The 21,396-nt window shown below is 63.4% G+C and carries 16 protein-coding genes; 13 read left to right on the top strand and 3 right to left on the bottom strand.

All coding sequences use genetic code 11. The features are described from left to right. Positions 1-3: 3 nt before the first annotated feature. The 4 genes from KTR40_RS13445 (at position 4) to rplL (ending at position 3,612) form a co-directional block, all read left to right on the top strand. Complete coding sequence (locus KTR40_RS13445; protein WP_228404036.1) at positions 4-1,143, top strand: GNAT family N-acetyltransferase; 1,140 nt, start codon at positions 4-6, stop codon at positions 1,141-1,143. Between the two features lie 8 nt (positions 1,144-1,151). Further along, entirely contained in the window at positions 1,152-2,270 is a 1,119-nt protein-coding gene (locus tag KTR40_RS13440; RefSeq protein ID WP_228404035.1) for a GNAT family N-acetyltransferase, read from the top strand. A 308-nt stretch (positions 2,271-2,578) separates the two neighbouring features. Further along, a complete protein-coding gene (gene rplJ, locus KTR40_RS13435) occupies positions 2,579-3,160 on the top strand; it encodes a 50S ribosomal protein L10 (RefSeq protein WP_228404034.1) in 582 nt (193 codons plus the stop codon). Between the two features lie 77 nt (positions 3,161-3,237). Next, a complete protein-coding gene (gene rplL, locus KTR40_RS13430; protein WP_139029946.1) occupies positions 3,238-3,612 on the top strand; it encodes a 50S ribosomal protein L7/L12 in 375 nt (124 codons plus the stop codon). A 137-nt stretch (positions 3,613-3,749) separates the two neighbouring features. On the opposite strand, the gene KTR40_RS13425 is transcribed toward rplL, so the two are convergent. Both KTR40_RS13425 and KTR40_RS13420 read right to left on the bottom strand, forming a co-directional pair. Further along, positions 3,750-4,262 carry an aminoacyl-tRNA deacylase gene (locus KTR40_RS13425; RefSeq protein ID WP_228404033.1) on the bottom strand — a complete coding sequence of 171 codons (513 nt, stop codon included), beginning with the start codon at positions 4,260-4,262 and terminating at the stop codon, positions 3,750-3,752. Then, positions 4,262-5,461, bottom strand: coding sequence for an acetyl-CoA C-acetyltransferase (locus KTR40_RS13420; protein WP_228404032.1), 1,200 nt, complete (start codon positions 5,459-5,461; stop codon positions 4,262-4,264). The genes KTR40_RS13425 and KTR40_RS13420 overlap by 1 nt, the downstream gene beginning before the upstream one ends. 249 nt (positions 5,462-5,710) lie before the next feature. Here KTR40_RS13420 and KTR40_RS13415 point away from each other — a divergent pair, with 249 nt between their 5' ends. From KTR40_RS13415 to KTR40_RS19040, 8 genes are all read left to right on the top strand, one after another. After that, positions 5,711-6,193 carry a hypothetical protein gene (locus KTR40_RS13415; protein ID WP_228404031.1) on the top strand — a complete coding sequence of 161 codons (483 nt, stop codon included), beginning with the start codon at positions 5,711-5,713 and terminating at the stop codon, positions 6,191-6,193. A 324-nt stretch (positions 6,194-6,517) separates the two neighbouring features. After that, positions 6,518-10,027 carry a DNA-directed RNA polymerase subunit beta gene (rpoB, locus tag KTR40_RS13410; RefSeq protein WP_139029942.1) on the top strand — a complete coding sequence of 1,170 codons (3,510 nt, stop codon included), beginning with the start codon at positions 6,518-6,520 and terminating at the stop codon, positions 10,025-10,027. A gap of 98 nt (positions 10,028-10,125) precedes the next feature. Beyond that, the gene (locus tag KTR40_RS13405; RefSeq protein WP_139029941.1) at positions 10,126-14,025 is read left to right on the top strand and encodes a DNA-directed RNA polymerase subunit beta'; all 3,900 of its coding nucleotides are present in this window, start codon (positions 10,126-10,128) and stop codon (positions 14,023-14,025) included. 460 nt (positions 14,026-14,485) lie between these two features. Then, complete coding sequence (rpsL, locus tag KTR40_RS13400; protein WP_009358312.1) at positions 14,486-14,860, top strand: 30S ribosomal protein S12; 375 nt, start codon at positions 14,486-14,488, stop codon at positions 14,858-14,860. Between the two features lies 1 nt (position 14,861). Continuing rightward, the gene (gene rpsG, locus KTR40_RS13395) at positions 14,862-15,332 is read left to right on the top strand and encodes a 30S ribosomal protein S7 (RefSeq protein ID WP_026531948.1); all 471 of its coding nucleotides are present in this window, start codon (positions 14,862-14,864) and stop codon (positions 15,330-15,332) included. Between the two features lie 69 nt (positions 15,333-15,401). Next, positions 15,402-17,516: an elongation factor G gene (gene fusA / locus KTR40_RS13390; protein WP_139029940.1), complete on the top strand. Its 2,115-nt coding sequence runs from the start codon at positions 15,402-15,404 to the stop codon at positions 17,514-17,516. 263 nt (positions 17,517-17,779) lie between these two features. Beyond that, on the top strand, positions 17,780-18,970 hold the full coding sequence (tuf, locus tag KTR40_RS13385) for an elongation factor Tu (RefSeq protein ID WP_104998637.1): 1,191 nt from the start codon (positions 17,780-17,782) through the stop codon (positions 18,968-18,970). Between the two features lie 102 nt (positions 18,971-19,072). Next, positions 19,073-19,198, top strand: coding sequence for a hypothetical protein (locus KTR40_RS19040; RefSeq protein ID WP_255707989.1), 126 nt, complete (start codon positions 19,073-19,075; stop codon positions 19,196-19,198). Positions 19,199-19,236: 38 nt separating this feature from the next. On the opposite strand, the gene KTR40_RS13380 is transcribed toward KTR40_RS19040, so the two are convergent. Further along, positions 19,237-20,673: a GH1 family beta-glucosidase gene (locus KTR40_RS13380; RefSeq protein ID WP_228404030.1), complete on the bottom strand. Its 1,437-nt coding sequence runs from the start codon at positions 20,671-20,673 to the stop codon at positions 19,237-19,239. Positions 20,674-21,084: 411 nt separating this feature from the next. Here KTR40_RS13380 and rpsJ point away from each other — a divergent pair, with 411 nt between their 5' ends. After that, the gene (gene rpsJ / locus KTR40_RS13375) at positions 21,085-21,393 is read left to right on the top strand and encodes a 30S ribosomal protein S10 (protein ID WP_003803825.1); all 309 of its coding nucleotides are present in this window, start codon (positions 21,085-21,087) and stop codon (positions 21,391-21,393) included. Positions 21,394-21,396: the final 3 nt, after the last annotated feature.

Here is a 21,396-nt window from a genome sequence, read left to right as displayed (position 1 = left end):
GAAATGGCTGAACCGGAACTGGACGCCGTCCCAGGAACGCCCCCTGACCTCACCATCTCCCCGGTGGACGTCCTCCTGGCGCCAGGTAGCGAAACAGTGGCGGATCCCCGGGAGGTAACCGCCGACTTCAACGCCTGCCACGCCATGCGTGTGACACACGAGCTGGAGCTTTGGGGCAACCTGGACCGCTGCCCCACGCTGGCGGAAGCTGTGGAATTCTGGCGGGGCAATGAGTACGAGGAACGGCAGATTTTCCTTGCCAGGCTGGGCCGGGATCCGGTAGGCCTTTGCTCCGTGACGCTCCCGCTCCGGGAGAACACGTCCACCGCCGGAATCGACGTCCTCATTTCCCCGGCCCACCGGCGCCACGGCTTTGGGCGCATCCTTCTGGAGCACGCCGAGGCCATAGCCAGGGAGCGGGGAAGGACATCCTTGGACGCCTATCATGAGGTTCCGCTGGAAAGTGGGGACGGAGCCGAACTGCTGCCGGCCAAATCCGGTGCGGGTGGCCTGCCGCTCGCTGAACCCGCCGTGGCCTTTGCCGTTGCTTCCGGCTATGAGCTGGAGCAGGTGGAGTGCTCCAGCCGCCTTCCCTTGCCGGTGGCGCCGGAACTGCTGGACCGGTTGGAGGCTGAAGCCTCTTCCCGGGCTGCAGGCTACGAACTCACCGGCTGGGACGACCACTGCCCGGAGGGCCTGGTTGACGCCTACGCCCGGCTCAAGGCCACGATGACCGAGGACGTTCCCATCGCCGGCATGGACTGGGAAGGGGAGGACTGGGATGCGGCCCGGGTGCGTGAAGAGGAACGGGCGCTGGTCCAGGGCGGAGTCCAGTCCGCTGTGACGGCGGCCCGCCACCAAACCACGGGAGAACTCGTTGCCTACACCGTCCTGAACTGGCGGCCCGGAGTCCCCGACACGATCGCCCAGCAGGACACGCTGGTCGTCGGAAGGCACCGCGGCCACCGGCTCGGGCTCCTGATCAAAGCGGCGAACCTCCGGCGGGCCCAGGCCCGGTGGCCCTCGGCCCGCTCGGTGTTGACATGGAATGCCACCGAAAACCAACATATGCTGGCCATTAATATTGCCCTTGGATTCAGGCCCGCCGGCTATGAAGGTGAGTGGCAGAAACGGCTGGGATGAAGACGCCAATGGCAAAAGACGTGAAGATCGAACAGCTCTGGATCCCGGACTCCCTGGAGTCACCGGACGCCGCGGACTTCCTTGCCGCCGTGGAGGTGGGCCGGAAGGTCCGGATGCAGACCTGGGGGAGCGACGACCTCGCCTACGGGCCGCTGGAAAAGCTCCTGGAATTTGAAGATCCCTACGAGCGGCAGCTCATCCTGGTGGCCAAGATTGACGGCGACATCGTGGGCACGGTGGACATCGCCCTGCCCCTCACCGACAACCTGGACCTCGCGGAGTTCACGCTCGACATCCTGCCGGAGTTCCAGCGCCAGGGCGTGGGCAGGCGGCTGCTCCAGGCCGCCGAACAGCTGGCCCGCGCCGAAGGCCGCACCATGATCCTGGTGGACACCAACCATCCGGGCGCGTCCCTTCACGAGTTCGAAAAGGCGCAGCTGGTCCCCGGCTCGGGGCAGGGCTTCGTGCCCCTGGAAAGCCGCGAAGTGGAGTTCGCGCAGAAGACCGGGTACACGCTGCAGCACATCGAGCAGTTCAGCTCGTGCCTCCTGCCGCTGGACTCGAAGCTGGTGGCTGACCTGCAGGCGGAGGCGGAGGAGGCCAACAACGGCCGGTACCGGCTGCACCACTGGACGGACCGATGCCCGGACGAGTGGCTCGAAGCTGTCGCCGTCCTTGAGAACCAGGCGGGCGCCGACGTCGATCCCGCCTTGGAAGCGCCCGTAGAGCAGGACATGGTGTTCGACGGCGGCATCCTCCGGGAAGCGGAAGACGTCGCCATCGCGCAGGGACGGCGCACGGTGGTCACCGCCGTGGAGCATCTCGCCACCGGAGCCCTCGTGGGCCTCACCACCATCACTGTCCTGGCGCACCGCGCCGATGTTGTCTTCCAGGACGACACGCTGGTGCTGCAGGAACACCGAGGCAACAAGCTCGGCCTGCTGATCAAGGTGGCCAACATGGAACGGCTCACCGAACAGTTCCCCGACGCCCGGATCATTTACACCTGGAATGCCCCGGAAAACCGGTACCTCCTCACGGTCAACAAGCAGTTGGGGTTCCAGACGGCAGGCGTGACCGGCATCTGGCAGAAGGAACTCCCGCACCTGGGCACAAGCACCAGCTGAGGGCGCGATTTGACCCGATTTTGCGGAGCTGCAGGCTCTCCCGTAGACTTGAAGGACCAAAGACCGTCGGTTGTTGGAAATCCACTCTCTCGAACATGGCTCAACTCTGCAGTTGTGCGCGGGAGATGCAGTGGATTTCTGGACGAAGGACCCTCAACGTAGGGCGGCCAGCGCAGGTGAACGAAGCAGCAGCTCCATGGATTATCCGTGTTGAGCCAAGCCCCGTGCATCTGCGCGGGGCGTTTTTAGTTTTAGCTCACCTTGAGCGGGGACCGTCGAATACCGGCACTATCCCCGGAAGGAGGGTTATGGCAACGCCTACCAAGGTTTCAGCAGTAGCTGAGATCACTAACGATTTCAAGGAATCGAACGCCGCTGTCCTGACCGAATACCGCGGGCTCACCGTTGCACAGCTCAAGCAGCTGCGTGTTTCTCTCGGCCAGGACACCAAGTTCGCGGTCGTCAAGAACACCCTGACCGCCATTGCAGCCAAGGAAGCCGGCGTTGAAGCATTCAACGACCAGCTCTCCGGCCCCACTGCAATCGCGTTCATCAAGGGTGACGCAGTTGCCGCTGCCAAGAGCCTGACGGATTTTGCCAAGACCAACAAGCAGCTCGTCATCAAGACCGGCTACTTCGAGGGCAAGGCACTGAACGCCAGCGAGGTTGCCGAACTGGCAGCCCTCGAGTCCCGTGAGCTGCAGCTCGCCAAGGTTGCAGGCGTCCTCAAGGCCCCTGCCGCCGCCGCTGCACGCATCATTGACGCACTGCGCCTCAAGCTTGAAGAAGAGAACGGTGCACCGGCAGCTGCCGAGGCGCCCGCCGCTGAAGAAGCACCTGCCGCAGAAGCTGAAGCCCCGGCTGAAGCTCCCGCAGCTGAAGAGAACTAAGACTCTTCACCCCACCAGACTCCGGTGTGATGCCCGGCCCCGCGCCGCTGAACACCACAACAGGAAGGACGCCTGCCATGGCGAAGCTCAGCAACGAAGAGCTCATTGAAGCTTTCAAGGAACTGACCATCATCGAGCTCTCCGAGTTCGTCAAGCTCTTCGAAGAGACCTTCGAAGTTACCGCTGCTGCCGTAGCTGTTGCTGGCCCCGCCGGCGCTGCTGCTGAAGAGGTTGAAGAGAAGACTGACTTCGACGTCGTCCTCGAAGCAGCCGGTGACAAGAAGATCGCAGTGATCAAGGAAGTTCGCGCCATCACTTCCCTGGGCCTGAAGGAAGCAAAGGACCTGGTTGACAGCGCTCCCAAGGCTGTCCTCGAAGGTGCTACCAAGGAAGCTGCCGAGAAGGCCAAGGAGCAGCTCGAGGCTGCAGGCGCCACCGTTACCCTCAAGTAACAACGCCTTTTCCGCGAAAAGCCCCGTCCACGTTGTGTGGGCGGGGCTTTTGCGTTCCCAGCCCAAGTAGGTAGCGCCAAGTGTCGTTTTGGGGCTTCAAAACGACACTTGGCGCTACCCAGTTGGGTCCGGGGAGGTCAGGCGGGGTCGCTGATGTCCGCGACCACGGCACCCAGGGCTGCGGTCAGGGCGTCGGCGTCCACGAAAGCGCTGTAGCCATGGGCGCCCGCACCCATTGAGATCCTGCGTCCGGTGACGGTGGCGTCCGCATACACCGGCCAACTGTTGGTGCTGCCCAGCGGAGTGATGGTCCCGCGCTCGTAGCCGGTGGCGTCCAGGGCCACGTCCGCGGGCGGCAGCGACAGCTTGTTGACGCCCACCAGGGTCCGCAGCTTGGGCCACGAGATCTGGCGGTCGCCGGGGATCAGCGCAAACAGGAACGAGCCGTCCTTGTGCTTGACCACCAGCGACTTCACGATGTCCGCCGCCGTGATTCCCAGGATGCCGGCCGCCTCCTCCAGGCTCCTGGCGGCTGGCCGTTCCACAACGTCAACCTGCAGTCCGCGCGCGGCGGCGTCCGCCAGGAAGCGTTCCCGGCCGACGGGGGCGCCATCCTGGGTGCCATTGCCGGCGGCAGTTGCCTCCGCCATCAGTCGCGGTACAGCAGGAGAGCTTCGCCCTGCCCGCCGCCGCCGCACAGGGACACCGCCGCCTTGCCCGTTCCGCGGCGCTTGAGCTCATGCGCGGCGTGCACGGCCAGGCGCGCGCCCGAAGCCCCGATGGGATGGCCCAGCGCAATGGCCCCGCCATGGATATTGCACTTCTCGAGGGGGTAGTCCAGGTCCTTCAGCGACTGAACCGCCACCGAACCGAAGGCCTCGTTGATTTCAATGAAGTCGAGGTCGGCGGTGGTCCAGCCCGCCCGCGCCAATGCGTTCCGGATCGCGTTGGACGGCTGGGAGTGCAGGGAGTTGTCCGGCCCAGCCACCTGGCCGGGCTTCCCGACCACAGCCAGGTACTCCAGGCCGTGCTTCTCCGCATAGCCGCGGGAGGCGAGCACCAGCGCCGCGGCCCCGTCGGACAGGGGAGAGGAGTTGCCCGCGGTGATGGTGCCGTCCGTGACGAAGGCCGCGCGGAGGCCGGCGAGTGAATCCACCGACGTGTTGGGCCGGACCCCCTCGTCCATGGCCACCACGATGGGGTCGCCCTTGCGCTGCTTCACGCTGACCGGGACGATTTCGTCGTCGAACGTCCCATTCTTTGCAGCCAGCGCGGCACGCTGGTGGGACTGGGCAGCCACGTTGTCCTGGGACGTCCGGTCGATCCCCAGTGCCAGATTGCGGGTTTCGGTGGAAAGGCCCATGGACTGCCCGTCGAAGGCGTCGGTCAGGCCGTCGTGGGCGGCGGCGTCCAAAGCCTGGATTGAGCCGTACGTCCACCCCTGCCGGGATCCGGGCAACAGGTGCGGAGCCCGGGTCATGGATTCCTGGCCGCCGGCCACCACAACTTCGGCTTCCCCGCTCCGGATCAGCCGGGCGGCGTCAATCACGGCAGTGAGCCCGGAGAGGCACACTTTGTTGACGGTCACGGCAGGGACGTCCCAGCCGATGCCGGCGCCGATGGAACTTTGCCGCGCGGGGTTCTGGCCGGCGCCCGCCTGCAGCACCTGTCCCATGATCACGGCGTCCACATCGGCGGCGTCCACGCCGCTGGCCTCCAGTGCAGCCGTGATGGCGCGGGCACCAAGCTCCACCGCTGTGAAGCTTGCAAGTTGCCCGTTGATCCGGCCCTGCGGTGTGCGCGCTGCTGCGAGTATGACAACGTCAGTGTTGTCAGGAGAGTTGCCCATGGTTATCTCTTCCGGTCCGTTTTCGGTCTAGGCCATCAAGGCTACCGTGACCCTGGTCACCTAACTATTCAAACGCCTGTGCCGCCGGCTGCATTCCGCGAGGGGCATCCCGGAAAGCGGACGGCACTGTGGGGGAGGGGTCCCCATCCGCGCAGAGTGCACGACGACGGCGGCCTGCGTAGGGTGGGCAGCGGAAACTTTTGCAGGGGTACGGCAGGTCCGTGTTCCGGAGGCGGTTGGAGCAGCAGCGTGACAAGATTCCTGGCCACGGCGGCGGTCGCCGCCCTCGCGGGGCTGACCGCCTGCTCCGGATCCGCCCCCGTCCAGGAGGACCGCGCAACTGCGCCGGTCCAGCCGGAGCCAACCGCGGCCCAGTCCGCCCCCTCCACAGGCGCGGGAGGCGGCACTGCCAGGCCGCCGTCGTCGTCCGCTTCGAGCGGCGCCAAGGAAGCATGCCTGCTCTTCAACTCCCTTTTTGCTGGCTACGCAGCGGTCCCTTCCGGGGACGCCGAAGGGTATGAGGACATCTACCGGAGGGCCGTGGGCGCCAAGGACACTGTGTCAGGCGACCTCCGCGGACTGTTCGCCTCGCTCAGCCTCCTCGCGATTGACCATTCAGCCGCTGCAGCCTCCGGCGGGGAGCCCCAGCAGGAATCAAAGGACGCCATGCGGGATGCCGTCTTCGCCAATGCCGGGACGTGCACCGCGGAGGGCGTCACTCTGACCCTCTAGCGGCCCGTCGGGGCGGGCGTCGCGGACCTGCGCAGGAGCTGCCCCGGATTCAGTGCTTGCAATCGGGCCGGATGTGGGGTAGACATGTAGGTTATTTTGCCGTATCGTAGATATTTGCGTCTTCCCTGTTTACCTTCAGCCTTCATATAGCGGTGGGCTTTGCCTGGCAGCTGACAATCAACGTGCCGTCAACAACGTCACAGCATGGTCAGCACGGGCCCCGGGTCATATAGCGGAACCGGACTGGTAGCACTGCGGAGCATTCCGCAGGGTGCACAGCGGGGGAGATCTGAAAACGCCTGAAGGTCTGTGGAAGGATCCCTCTTGGTCGCCTCGAGCACCTCTAATAACGAAACCGCTAACACCGCCGACAGCACTGATGGTGCCACTCGCCGGCTCTCATTCGCAAAGATTCACGAACCTCTTGACGTTCCGAATCTGCTTGCCCTCCAGACGGACAGCTTCGACTGGCTGGTCGGAAATGAGCGCTGGCAGGCACGCGTAGCGAAGGCTGTCGAAGAAAACGATCTCAGCGTCGCCACCACGTCCGGCCTGTCGGACATCTTCGAAGAGATCTCCCCGATCGAGGACTTCCAGGGCACCATGTCCCTGAGCTTCTCCGATCCGGAGTTCGCTGACCCCAAGTACACCATGGCCGAGTGCAAGGACCGGGACGCTACGTACTCGGCTCCGCTGTACGTCAAGGCCGAGTTCATGAACAACAACACGGGCGAAATCAAGCAGCAGACCGTGTTCATGGGTGACTTCCCGCTGATGACCGAGAAGGGCACCTTCGTCGTCAACGGCACCGAGCGTGTCGTTGTCTCCCAGCTGGTCCGTTCCCCGGGCGCCTACTTTGAGCGTGCCGCTGACAAGACCAGCGACAAGGACATCTTCACCGCGAAGATCATCCCGTCCCGCGGCGCCTGGTTCGAGCTCGAGATCGACAAGCGCGACCAGGTGGGCGTGCGCCTTGACCGCAAGCGCAAGCAGTCCGTCACCGTCCTGCTGAAGGCCCTCGGCTGGACCGAAGGCCAGATCCTCGAAGAGTTCGGCCAGTACGACTCCATGCGGGCAACCCTGGAGAAGGACGCCACCGAAACCCGCGAAGACGCGTTGCTGGACATCTACCGGAAGCTGCGCCCGGGCGAGCCGCCCACCGTCGAGGCTGCCCAGTCGCTGCTGGACAACCTGTACTTCAACTCCAAGCGCTACGATCTGGCCAAGGTTGGCCGCTACAAGATCAACCGCAAGCTTGGCATCGACCGCTCCCTTGGCGACAAGGAAGCCTCGGTCCTGCACGTTGAAGACATCGTTGCCATGATCAAGTTCCTCGTGGCGCTGCACGCCGGCGAGAAGACCATCAAGGGCACCCGCGATGGCCAGGAAGTGGACCTGCGCGTCGAAATCGACGACATCGACCACTTCGGCAACCGCCGCATCCGCGCCGTCGGCGAGCTCATCGAGAACCAGGTCCGCACCGGCCTGTCCCGCATGGAGCGCGTTGTCCGCGAGCGTATGACCACCCAGGACGTCGAGGCCATCACGCCGCAGACCCTGATCAACATCCGCCCCGTGGTCGCCGCGATCAAGGAGTTCTTCGGAACCTCCCAGCTCTCGCAGTTCATGGACCAGAACAACCCGCTCTCGGGTTTGACCCACAAGCGCCGCCTGTCGGCCCTTGGCCCGGGTGGTCTGTCCCGTGACCGCGCCGGCATGGAAGTCCGTGACGTGCACCCGTCCCACTACGGACGTATGTGCCCCATCGAAACGCCTGAAGGCCCGAACATTGGCCTGATCGGTTCGCTGGCATCCTACGGTCGCATCAACCCGTTCGGCTTCATCGAGACCCCGTACCGCCTGGTCAAGGACGGCGTTGTTTCCGACGACGTCCAGTACCTGACGGCCGACGATGAGGCTGAGGTGCTGATCGCCCAGGCCAACGCGCCGCTGGACGAGAACAAGAAGTTCGCCGAAGACACCGTCCTGGTGCGTGCCCGCGGTGGTGGAGGCGAGCCTGTCCTCGTGCCCGCCGAGGACGTCGAGTTCATGGACGTTTCCCCGCGCCAGATGGTGTCCGTGGCTACGGCCCTGATCCCGTTCCTTGAGCACGACGATGCAAACCGAGCACTCATGGGTGCCAACATGCAGCGCCAGGCCGTGCCGCTGGTCCGTTCCGAGGCTCCCTTCGTGGGCACCGGCATGGAGCGCGCCGCAGCCGTCGACGCCGGTGACGTTGTCATCGCGAAGAAGGCCGGTGTGGTCACCGAGGTTTCCGCCGAGCTCGTCATCATGCTTAACGACGACGGCACCGAGACCAACTACCGCATCAACAAGTTCGCCCGCTCCAACCAGGGCAACTGCTACAACCACCGTGTCCTGGTGAACGAAGGCCAGCGCCTGGAAGTTGGCGGCATCATCGCCGACGGCCCGGCAACGGACCAGGGTGAGCTCGCCCTCGGTAAGAACCTGCTCGTGGCATTCATGTCATGGGAAGGCCACAACTTCGAGGACGCCATCATCCTCTCGCAGCGCATTGTTGCCGAGGACGTCCTTTCCTCCATCCACATCGAGGAGCACGAGATCGATGCCCGCGACACCAAGCTTGGTGCCGAGGAAATCACCCGTGACATCCCCAACGTGTCCGAGGAAGTCCTGGCTGGCCTGGACGAGCGCGGCATCATCCACATTGGTGCCGAGGTTGAGGCAGGGGACATCCTGGTCGGAAAGGTCACCCCGAAGGGTGAAACCGAGCTGACCCCGGAAGAGCGCCTGCTGCGCGCGATCTTCGGTGAGAAGTCCCGCGAAGTCCGCGACACCTCCCTGAAGGTGCCGCACGGCGAGTCCGGTACGGTCATCGGCGTGCGCGTCTTCGACCGCGACAACGACGACGAGCTGCCCCCGGGCGTCAACCAGCTGGTCCGCGTCTACGTCGCTGCCAAGCGCAAGATCACTGACGGCGACAAGCTCGCCGGCCGCCACGGCAACAAGGGTGTTATCTCCAAGATCCTCCCCGTTGAGGACATGCCCTTCCTTGCCGACGGCACCCCCGTTGATATCGTCCTGAACCCGCTGGGTGTCCCGGGCCGTATGAACGTGGGCCAGGTGCTCGAGACGCACCTCGGCTGGGTTGCCAAGACCGGCTGGAAGATCGAAGGCGAGCCCGAGTGGGTCAAGCAGCTGCCGAACCTGCCGCGCGAGAGTGGCCAGACCACTGTTGCAACGCCGGTGTTCGACGGTGCCCGCGAAGAGGAAATCACGGGCCTGCTGGACTCCACCAACGTGACCCGCGACGGCGAACGCCTGATCAACTCCTCCGGCAAGACCCGCCTGTTCGACGGCCGCTCCGGCGAGCCGTTCCCGGATCCGATCTCGGTCGGCTACATGTACATCCTGAAGCTCCACCACCTGGTGGACGACAAGATCCACGCGCGCTCCACTGGCCCGTACTCCATGATCACGCAGCAGCCGCTGGGTGGTAAGGCACAGTTCGGTGGCCAGCGCTTCGGTGAAATGGAAGTGTGGGCGCTCGAAGCTTACGGCGCCGCCTACACGCTCCAGGAGCTCCTCACGATCAAGTCTGACGACATCCATGGTCGCGTGAAGGTCTACGAAGCCATCGTGAAGGGCGAGAACATCCCCGAGCCGGGTGTTCCCGAGTCCTTCAAGGTCTTGATCAAGGAAATGCAGTCGCTGTGCCTGAACGTGGAAGTCCTCTCCACGGACGGAACCACAATTGAAATGCGTGACTCTGATGACGCAGTCTTCACGGCTGCGGAGGAACTGGGTATCGATCTGTCCCGCGCAGAGCCCAGTTCCGTAGAAGAGGTCTAAGGAGCCCGACGACGGCGGGCCGCGCCCGTCGTCGTCCTCCTTCCTCATCCCGCACCCAAGACTTCAGAATTTAGAGAACAAGAGAGAACAGGGACCATATGTCCAGCGAATCCTCCTTCGGCCTCATGCAGATCGGCCTCGCCACCGCGGAAGACATCCGCGGCTGGTCTTACGGCGAGGTTAAGAAGCCGGAAACCATCAACTACCGCACGCTCAAGCCCGAGAAGGACGGACTCTTCTGCGAGAAGATCTTCGGCCCGTCCCGGGACTGGGAATGCTACTGCGGCAAGTACAAGCGCGTGCGCTTCAAGGGCATCATCTGCGAGCGTTGTGGCGTTGAGGTCACCCGCGCAAAGGTCCGCCGCGAGCGCATGGGCCACATCGAACTGGCCGCACCCGTCACGCACATCTGGTACTTCAAGGGTGTTCCCTCCCGCCTGGGCTACCTCCTTGACCTGGCACCGAAGGACCTCGAAAAGGTCATCTACTTCGCTGCCTACATGATCACCAGCGTTGATGAAGCCGCCCGCCACGAGGAACTGCCCAACCTGCAGGTTGAGCACGACATCGAGAAGAAGCAGCTGATCGACAACCGCGACTCCGACATCGCGGCCATTGCCCGCGACCTCGAAGGCGAAATCGCCCGTCTCGAAGGCGAAGGCGCCAAGGCTGCCGACAAGAAGAAGGCCCGCGACTCCGCCGACCGCCAGATGGCCAACGTGCGCAAGCGCGCCGACGCCGACATCGAGCGCCTCGAGCAGGTCTGGGACCGCTTCAAGAACCTCAAGGTCGCTGACCTTGAAGGTGACGAAGGACTGTACCGCGAGCTGCGCGACCGCTATGGCATGTACTTCGAAGGCTCCATGGGTGCCGAAGCCATCAAGAAGCGTCTTGAAAGCTTCGACATGCAGGCCGAGTCGGACCTGCTGCGCGACATCATCGCCAACGGCAAGGGCCAGCGCAAGACCCGTGCCCTCAAGCGCCTGAAGGTGGTCAATGCGTTCCTGACCACCAACAACAGCCCGCTTGGCATGGTCCTCGACGCCGTCCCGGTGATCCCGCCGGAACTGCGCCCCATGGTCCAGCTGGACGGCGGCCGCTTCGCGACCTCCGACCTCAACGACCTGTACCGCCGTGTGATCAACCGCAACAACCGCCTCAAGCGCCTGCTTGACCTGGGTGCTCCGGAGATCATCGTCAACAACGAGAAGCGCATGCTTCAGGAAGCTGTTGACAGCCTCTTCGACAACGGCCGCCGCGGCCGTCCGGTCACCGGACCGGGCAACCGTCCGCTGAAGTCCCTGAGCGACATGCTCAAGGGCAAGCAGGGCCGTTTCCGCCAGAACCTCCTCGGCAAGCGCGTGGACTACTCCGGCCGTTCGGTCATCGTCGTCGGCCCGCAGCTGAAGCTGCACCAGTGCGGCCTGCCCAAGCAGATGGCGCTGGAGCTCTTCAAGCCGTTCGTGATGAAGCGCCTGGTTGACCTCAACCACGCCCAGAACATCAAGTCGGCCAAGCGCATGGTTGAGCGTTACCGCCCGCAGGTCTGGGACGTGCTGGAAGAGATCATCACCGAACACCCGGTGCTGCTCAACCGTGCACCTACCCTGCACCGCCTCGGCATCCAGGCCTTCGAGCCGCAGCTTGTTGAAGGCAAGGCAATCCAGCTCCACCCGCTGGTTTGTGGCGCCTTCAACGCCGACTTCGACGGCGACCAGATGGCAGTCCACCTGCCGCTGAGCCCCGAAGCCCAGGCTGAAGCCCGCATCCTGATGCTGTCCTCGAACAACATCCTGAAGCCCTCCGACGGACGTCCGGTCACCCTGCCCTCGCAGGACATGATCATCGGCCTCTACCACCTGACCACCAAGCGTGTCGGTTCAGCTGGCGAAGGCCGCATCTTCGGTTCGGTTTCCGAAGCCATCATGGCCTTCGACGCCCGCGAGCTGCACCTGAACTCGCAGGTCAAGATCCGCCTCGAAGGCTTCGTACCGTACGCAGGCTGGGAAGCTCCGGAAGGCTGGGAGCCGGGTCAGCCCGCACTCGTCCAGACCTCCCTGGGCCAGGTTCTCTTCAACGAGACCCTGCCCGAGGACTACCCCTGGGTTGAGGCTGTTGCCGACAAGGGCGAACTGTCCCGCATCGTCAATGACCTCGCCGAGCGCTACCCGAAGGTCGTCACCGCGGCAACGCTGGACAACCTGAAGGACGCCGGTTTCTACTGGGCCACCCGCTCAGGCGTCACCGTTGCCATCTCGGACATCGAGGTTCCGGCCGCAAAGCCGGAGATCCTCGCCGGCTACGAAGAGCGCGCCGCCAAGATCCAGGGCCAGTACGACAAGGGCCTGATCGACGACGACGAGCGTCGCCAGGAACTGATCGAGATCTGGAACAAGGCAACCAACGAGATCGCCCAGGCGATGCGTGACAGCCTGTCCCCGATGAACACCATCAACCGCATGGTGTCCTCCGGTGCACGTGGTAACTGGATGCAGGTCCGCCAGATCGCGGGTATCCGTGGCCTGGTGGCCAACCCGAAGGGTGAAATTATTCCCCGTCCCATCAAGTCCTCCTACCGTGAGGGCCTGTCGGTTCTGGAATACTTCATCGCCACGCACGGTGCCCGTAAGGGTCTTGCCGACACCGCGCTGCGTACCGCCAACTCGGGTTACCTGACCCGTCGCCTGGTGGACGTCTCGCAGGACGTCATCGTCCGTGAAGAGGACTGCGGCACGGAGCGTGGCCTGGTCACGCCGATCGCCGTCGCCGATTCCAACGGTGAGCTGGTCCTGGATGAGAACGTCGAGAACAGTGCCTACGCACGTACCCTCGCCGTCGACGTCGTGGACTCCGAGGGCAAGGTTCTCGCAGCCGCCGGCACCGACTGCGGCGACGTCGTCATCGACGAGCTGTTCAAGGCAGGCATCACCGAGGTCAAGGTCCGCTCCGTACTCACCTGTGAGTCCAGCGTTGGAACCTGTGCACTGTGCTACGGCCGTTCGTTGGCCACTGGCAAGACCGTGGACATCGGCGAGGCCGTGGGCATCATCGCCGCACAGTCCATCGGTGAGCCCGGTACCCAGCTGACCATGCGTACGTTCCACACCGGTGGTGCTGTCTCCGCCAGCGGTGGCGACGACATCACCCAGGGTCTGCCCCGTATCCAGGAGCTCTTCGAAGCCCGTACTCCGAAGGGTGTTGCACCGATTGCAGAAGCAGCCGGCCGCATCACCATCGAAGAGTCCGAGCGCCAGATGCGCCTGGTCATCACCCCGGATGACGGAACCGAAGAGATCGCCTACCCGGTCCTGCGCCGTTCACGCCTGTTGATCGAGGACGGCGACCACGTCACCGTCGGCCAGAAGCTGATCAACGGACCGGTGGATCCCAAGCAGGTCCTGCGCATCATGGGTCCGCGTGCGGCACAGAAGTTCCTGGTGGACGAGGTCCAGGGCGTGTACCGCAGCCAGGGCATCGGTATCCACGACAAGCACGTCGAGGTTATCGTCCGCCAGATGCTGCGCCGCGTCACGGTCATCGAGTCCGGCGAATCGGACCTGCTGCCCGGCGAGCTCGCCGAGCGCAGCCGTTTCGAGGACGCCAACCGCCGCGTTGTGTCCGAGGGCAAGACTCCGGCATCCGGACGTCCTGAGCTCATGGGCATCACCAAGGCGTCGCTGGCCACCGAGTCCTGGCTGTCCGCTGCTTCCTTCCAGGAGACCACCCGCGTCCTGACGCAGGCGGCCATGGAAGGCAAGAGCGATCCGCTGCTGGGCCTCAAGGAGAACGTCATCATCGGTAAGCTGATCCCGGCCGGCACGGGCCTCCCGCGCTACACCGAGGTCACCGTGGAGCCCACTGAAGAAGCAAAGGCCAACCTGTTCACCGGCCCCAGCGCATTCAGTGACTTCTCGTACGACACCCTGGGCGGCGACGGAGCTCCTGAGTTCCACGCCATCCCGCTGGATGACTACGACCTGGGCAACGACTTCCGCTAAAAGGCAGTCCGCGTGGGCCCCGCCTCAACCTGCTTGCCGGCAGGGGGAGGCGGGGTCTTCCCGTTAACCCAACTAGGTAGCGCTAAGTGTCGTTTTGGGGGTTCAAAACGACACTTAGCGCTACCTACTTGGGGGAGTGGGGCCCTGATTAAGGGGTATGGGCCGTCCGTGCTAGACTTGTTACCAATTGTTATTGTGGCAGTGGATGAGTGCGCCGGTACCAGCTGAAAAGCTGAACCAGAGCGACGTTTCCGGTTTGCAGGGTTCTTGTGCAACGTATGCCACATTTTTGCATGCCTAGGGACCATTGAAGACGTGAGTCAGTCCCTATGGATGCGATCCGACTATTAAGGCTTCGCCTTCGCCGCCATGGAGAACTTCTTCAAGGCCCGGGCGGCGGGGCAACGCAACAAGAGAGTGGCCGGAAGCGGCCACTCCGGATAAAACGGAGAACACGAGAGTGCCTACGATTAACCAGCTGGTCCGTAAGGGCCGCACGCCTAAGGTCTCAAAGACCAAGGCTCCCGCGCTTAAGGGCAGCCCCATGCGCCGCGGTGTCTGCACCCGCGTCTACACCACCACCCCGAAGAAGCCGAACTCGGCTCTGCGTAAGGTGGCACGTGTGCGCCTCAACGGCGGCGTGGAAGTTACCGCCTACATCCCCGGTGTTGGCCACAACCTGCAGGAGCACTCCATTGTGCTCGTTCGCGGTGGTCGTGTGAAGGACCTTCCGGGTGTCCGCTACAAGATCGTCCGTGGCGCCCTCGATACCCAGGGTGTCAAGAACCGTAAGCAGGCACGCAGCCGCTACGGCGCAAAGATGGAGAAGAAGTAATATGCCTCGCAAGGGTCCGGCCCCCAAGCGGCCGCTCGTACTAGATCCCGTTTACGGCTCCCCGCTGGTCACCCAGCTCATCAACAAGGTGCTTGTTGACGGCAAGAAGTCCACTGCAGAGCGCATCGTCTACGGTGCCCTCGAAGGTGCTCGCGCCAAGTCCGGCGGCGACCCCGTAGCAGCCCTCAAGAAGGCCATGGACAACGTCAAGCCTTCCCTCGAGGTCCGCTCACGCCGCGTCGGCGGCGCCACCTACCAGGTTCCGGTTGAGGTCAAGCCGGGCCGTTCCACCGCACTCGCCCTGCGCTGGCTGGTTGGCTACTCCAAGGCCCGCCGCGAAAAGACGATGACCGAGCGCCTCCAGAACGAAATCCTGGATGCGTCCAACGGTCTCGGTGCCGCTGTGAAGCGTCGCGAAGACACCCACAAGATGGCCGAGTCCAACAAGGCCTTCGCACACTACCGCTGGTAATACTTCCCGGACGCCGCCGGCTCAACCGAGCCGGCGGCGAACGTGCAGTCCATCCGAAAGGGAGACACCGTGGCACAGGACGTGCTTACCGACCTTAGTAAGGTCCGCAACATCGGCATCATGGCCCACATTGATGCCGGCAAGACCACCACCACCGAGCGCATCCTGTTCTACACGGGTGTGAACCACAAGATCGGCGAAACGCACGACGGCGCTTCGACCACTGACTGGATGGAACAGGAAAAGGAACGCGGCATCACCATCACGTCTGCCGCCGTGACCTGCTTCTGGGAAAACAACCAGATCAACATCATCGACACCCCCGGCCACGTTGACTTCACCGTTGAGGTTGAGCGCTCCCTGCGCGTCCTCGACGGTGCCGTTGCCGTCTTCGATGGCAAGGAAGGCGTTGAGCCTCAGTCTGAGACCGTTTGGCGCCAGGCTGACAAGTACAACGTTCCCCGCATCTGCTTCGTCAACAAGATGGACAAGCTGGGTGCTGACTTCTACTTCACCGTAGACACCATCATCAGCCGCCTCGGCGCCAAGCCGCTGGTCATGCAGCTGCCGATCGGTGCCGAGAACGACTTCATCGGCGTTGTGGACCTGCTCTACATGCGCGCCCTCGTGTGGCCCGGCGATGCCAAGGGTGACGTGACCATGGGTGCGAAGTACGAGATCCGCGAGATCCCTGCCGACCTCCAGGCCAAGGCTGAAGAGTACCGTGCGAACCTGGTTGAGACCGTCGCAGAGTCCTCCGAAGAACTGATGGAGAAGTACCTCGAGGGCGAAGAGATTTCGATCGACGAGCTCAAGGCCGGCATCCGCAAGATGACGATCAACTCCGAGCTGTACCCGATCTTCTGCGGCTCCGCGTTCAAGAACCGCGGCGTCCAGCCCATGCTCGATGCAGTTGTGGACTACCTGCCGAACCCGCTCGACGTCCCCCCGATGATCGGTCACGATCCCCGCGACGAAGAGAAGGAACTGACCCGCAAGCCTTCCGCTGACGAGCCGTTCTCCGCTCTCGCGTTCAAGATCGCGGCCCACCCGTTCTTCGGCCAGCTCACCTTCATCCGCGTGTACTCCGGTCACGTGGAAGCAGGCGCGCAGGTGGTCAACTCCACCAAGGGCAAGAAGGAACGCATCGGCAAGCTGTTCCAGATGCACGCCAACAAGGAAATGCCCGTCGAGGGCGCTACCGCCGGCCACATCTACGCAGCGATCGGCCTGAAGGACACCACCACGGGTGACACCCTGTGTGATTCCGCGAACCAGATCGTCCTCGAGTCCATGAGCTTCCCGGAGCCCGTGATCTCGGTTGCCATCGAGCCGAACACCAAGGGTGACCAGGAGAAGCTCTCCACGGCCATCCAGAAGCTCTCCGCTGAGGACCCCACCTTCCAGGTGTCCCTCAACGAAGACACCGGCCAGACCATCATCGCCGGCATGGGCGAGCTCCACCTGGACATCCTGGTGGACCGCATGCGCCGCGAGTTCAAGGTCGAGGCCAACGTGGGCAAGCCGCAGGTCGCCTACCGCGAAACCATCAAGCGTGCTGTAGAGCGTCACGACTACACGCACAAGAAGCAGACCGGTGGTTCGGGCCAGTTCGCAAAGATCCAGATCGCGATCGAGCCGCTGGACACTGCCGAGGGCGAGCTGTACGAGTTCGAGAACAAGGTCACCGGTGGCCGCGTTCCCCGCGAGTACATTCCTTCGGTTGATGCGGGTATCCAGGATGCACTGAACGACGGCGTCCTGGCCGGCTACCCGGTTGTCGGCATCAAGGCCACGCTGGTTGACGGCGCGTACCACGATGTCGACTCCTCGGAAATGGCATTCAAGATCGCCGGCCGTATGGCTTTCAAGGAAGCTGCACGCAAGGCGAACCCTGTCCTGCTCGAACCGCTGATGGATGTCGAGGTCCGCACCCCTGAGGAATACATGGGTGAAGTTATCGGCGACCTCAACTCCCGCCGTGGCCAGATGCAGTCCATGGAGGATGCACAGGGCGTCAAGGTCATCCGTGCACACGTCCCGCTGTCCGGCATGTTCGGCTACATCGGTGACCTGCGCTCCAAGACCCAGGGCCGTGCTGTGTACTCCATGACGTTCAACAGCTACGCCGAGGTCCCGAAGGCTGTTGCCGACGAGATCATCCAGAAGAGCCGCGGCGAATAGTCCTAGGACTTTTCAAAGCGAACAACCTCGGGTGCGCCTGGCCGGAAACGGACAGCGCAGCCGGTGCAGGTGGCCGGGCCGGTCGGATTCATCCGGTCAAGCCGGGTTCCGGCCATCTGCACGAACAGGTCCAAGGCACTAGTATTAGTTCCTGAATCTGCAATTTCACCAATCCAAAGCCCCCCAAGTAGACTTACCTGAGTTTCCGCCGCGACAAGCGCGGCTGAAGGGTACGTCATTTGAAAACGTTCTAGGAGGAACCTGTGGCAAAGGCAAAGTTCGAGCGGACTAAGCCGCACGTTAACATCGGCACCATTGGTCACGTTGACCACGGTAAGACGACGTTGACGGCCGCCATTTCCAAGGTGCTGTACGACAAGTACCCGGATCTCAACGAGAAGCGCGACTTCGCGTCGATCGACTCTGCTCCCGAAGAGCGTCAGCGCGGTATCACCATCAACATCTCCCACGTGGAGTACCAGACCGAAAAGCGCCACTACGCACACGTAGACGCCCCGGGTCACGCTGACTACATCAAGAACATGATCACCGGTGCTGCCCAGATGGACGGCGCAATCCTCGTGGTTGCTGCTACCGATGGCCCCATGGCACAGACCCGCGAGCACGTTCTGCTCGCCCGCCAGGTTGGTGTTCCCTACCTGCTGGTCGCCCTGAACAAGGCTGACATGGTTGACGATGAGGAACTGCTGGACCTCGTTGAAATGGAAGTTCGTGAGCTCCTCAGCTCGCAGGGCTTCGATGGCGACGAAGCACCGGTTGTCCGCGTCTCCGGCCTGAAGGCCCTGGAAGGCGACCCCGAGTGGGTCAAGTCCGTTGAGGACCTGATGGCTGCTGTGGACGAGTCCGTTCCGGACCCCATCCGCGACCGCGACAAGCCCTTCCTGATGCCGATCGAAGACGTCTTCACCATCACCGGCCGTGGCACCGTTGTTACGGGCCGCGCCGAGCGTGGAACCCTCGCCATCAACTCCGAGGTCGAGATCGTCGGCATCCGTCCGGTCCAGAAGACCACGGTTACCGGTATCGAGATGTTCCACAAGCAGCTCGACGAAGCATGGGCCGGCGAGAACTGTGGCCTCCTGCTCCGCGGTCTGAAGCGCGACGATGTCGAGCGTGGCCAGGTTGTCGTCAAGCCGGGTTCCATCACCCCGCACACCGACTTCGAGGCTAACGTCTACATCCTCTCCAAGGACGAAGGCGGACGTCACAACCCGTTCTACTCCAACTACCGCCCGCAGTTCTACTTCCGTACCACGGACGTAACCGGCGTTATCACCCTGCCCGAGGGCACGGAAATGGTTATGCCTGGCGACAACACTGAGATGACCGTTGCGCTCATCCAGCCGATCGCAATGGAAGAGGGCCTCGGCTTCGCAATCCGCGAAGGCGGCCGCACCGTTGGTTCAGGACGCGTTACCAAGATCATCAAGTAATTCCTTGTTGAACTGAAGAACAGCCCCGCTGCTACTGCAGCGGGGCTGTTCTTTTCTGTTAACAGGGCCCTGATACTGTTACTGGACCGAAAGGAGCTCACCATGGGCTGGCTTATTTTCCTGATCATCGCTGTTGCCGTCGTTGCCGGCGTCTTCTGGGCGAAGAAGTATTTCCGCCACGAGATCGACCGCGCCAAGCGCATCAACAGGTCAAACAAGGACTTGTAGCTGCTCCCGCAGTATCACTGTCCTCGGCAGGGCGCAGGCTAAAGCCCGCCGGCCTTCCTTGCCTGGCTGAGTGCCTGGTACCAGTAGAAGGACTGTTTCGGGGTGCGCGCCAGGGAGTCAAAGTCCACGTGGACCAGTCCAAAGCGTTGCGAATACCCGGCCGCCCATTCGAAGTTGTCCATAAGGGTCCACACGTAGTAGCCGCGGAGGTCCACGCCGGATGCCATCCCGCCGGGAGCCGTGGCATCGAGGGCCGCCCCAAGATGCGTTGCCAAATAGCGCACCCGCTCCTCGTCCTGCAGTGTCCCTGACACTGTCTCGGGCTCCGGGAAGCTGGCCCCGCCCTCAGTGATGAACACCGGCGGCAAAACTTCGCCGTACCGGTCCTGGAGCTCCTTCAGCAGGACGCCCAGATGGTCCGGCGCCACAGGCCAGCCAAACCCGGTGCTGTCGTACTCCGGGTAGCCCACCTCGTGGAACGGCAGCCTCGCCACCGCCTTGTGGATGTCCGCCGGGATTGATGCTGCGCCGCGTCCCAGGGCAACCTTCACCGGGAAGTAGTAATTCAGTCCGTAAAAATCCAGTGGCTGGTGGATGGTGCGCAGATCGGCATCGGAAATCCTGCCGATGGAGCGCAGCCACGGCTTGGCATACAGCGGAAGCTTCGGGTACCGGCCCAGCAGCACCGGGTCTGCGTAGATCCTGTTCATCAGCAGGTCATAGAGGTGGGCCACCAGCCGGTCGCCGATCTTGCCGGTGGCTGGCCGCACGGGCGCGTGCAGGTTGGTCACGCCGATGCCCCCGGCCACGCCCGCCGCCCGCAGGGCCTGTACGCCGAGGCCATGGGCCAGCAGCTGGTGGTGGATGGACGGGAGTGCATCGAACATGAGCGCGTGGCCGGGGGCATGGACGCCCAGGGCGTAGCCGTTCAGGGTCACCGAGACAGGTTCGTTCAACGTGACCCACTGCGCCACACGGTCCCCGAAGCGTTCGCCCGCAGCACTGGCGTATTCGCCAAACCGCTCGGCCGTCTCCCGGTTCATCCAGCCGCCGCGGTGTTCCAGTGGCAGCGGGGTATCCCAGTGGTAGAGCGTTGCCATGGGACTGATCCCCGCTGCCAGCAGCTGATCAAGGAGACGGTCGTAGAAGTCCAGGCCCTCCTTGTTGAAACCTCCCCGCCCTTCGGGCTGGATCCTCGGCCAGGACAGCGAAAAGCGGTAGGAGTCCACGCCCAGGTCCTGCAGCAGGGCCACGTCCTCCGGCAACCTGTTGTAGTGGTCGCACGCCACGGCGGGGGAGTGGCCGTCCACGATCGCGCCTGGCTTCTCGGCGAAGGCGTCCCAGCCGGAGGGCCCCCGCCCGCCGTCGGCCAATGCTCCTTCAATCTGGAAGGCAGCGGCGGCTACCCCCAAAGTGAACGACGGCGGCATGCGGCTGGCGAGCTCCGTCGCCGATTCGGTGCGTTCCAGGGTCATGCCCCTATCATCCATTCGGTAGGGACCCGGGGGCAATGGCCCCGGCCGGGCCTCCCTCAGCGGAGGCCTTAGCGGCGCGATTCGCTTCTGCCGCCAAATTCCGGCATACTAGATGAGTTGTTCAAGCGCTTCTTCGCGTCCCGATCCGGATAATGCCGGATGCCAGGGTCCAAGTGGAAGACCAAACATAACCCACTCCCCATGGATAGCGGATTTGTATGCGTGAAAAGCGCGACACGCCCGACCGCGGGGGTCGGTTGCGCCGGCAAGGTGAGGAACCCGGATTCATCCGGATTCAGTTTGTGCGGCGGGTGGTAGTTACGACTTCAAATGCTTCGGCAGCCATACAACGAGAAATGAACAGGGCAGCCCTAACCAGGGGAAGCACAGACTGAAAGAGAGTCAGGCGACATGGCGGGACAAAAAATCCGCATCCGGCTGAAGTCATACGACCACGAGGTCATTGACGTTTCAGCACGGAAGATCGTTGAGACGGTCACGCGCGCAGGCGCAACGGTAGTCGGCCCCGTGCCGCTGCCTACGGAGAAGAACGTGTACTGCGTGATCCGCTCTCCGCACAAGTACAAGGACAGCCGCGAGCACTTCGAAATGCGCACGCACAAGCGTCTTATCGACATCATCGATCCCACGCCGAAGGCTGTTGACTCGCTCATGCGTCTCGACCTGCCGGCTGACGTGAACATCGAAATCAAGCTGTAGGGA

The organism is Pseudarthrobacter sp. L1SW (assembly GCF_020809045.1).
Lineage (GTDB): Bacteria > Actinomycetota > Actinomycetes > Actinomycetales > Micrococcaceae > Arthrobacter.
This window is presented reverse-complemented; position numbering and strand designations above follow the sequence as displayed.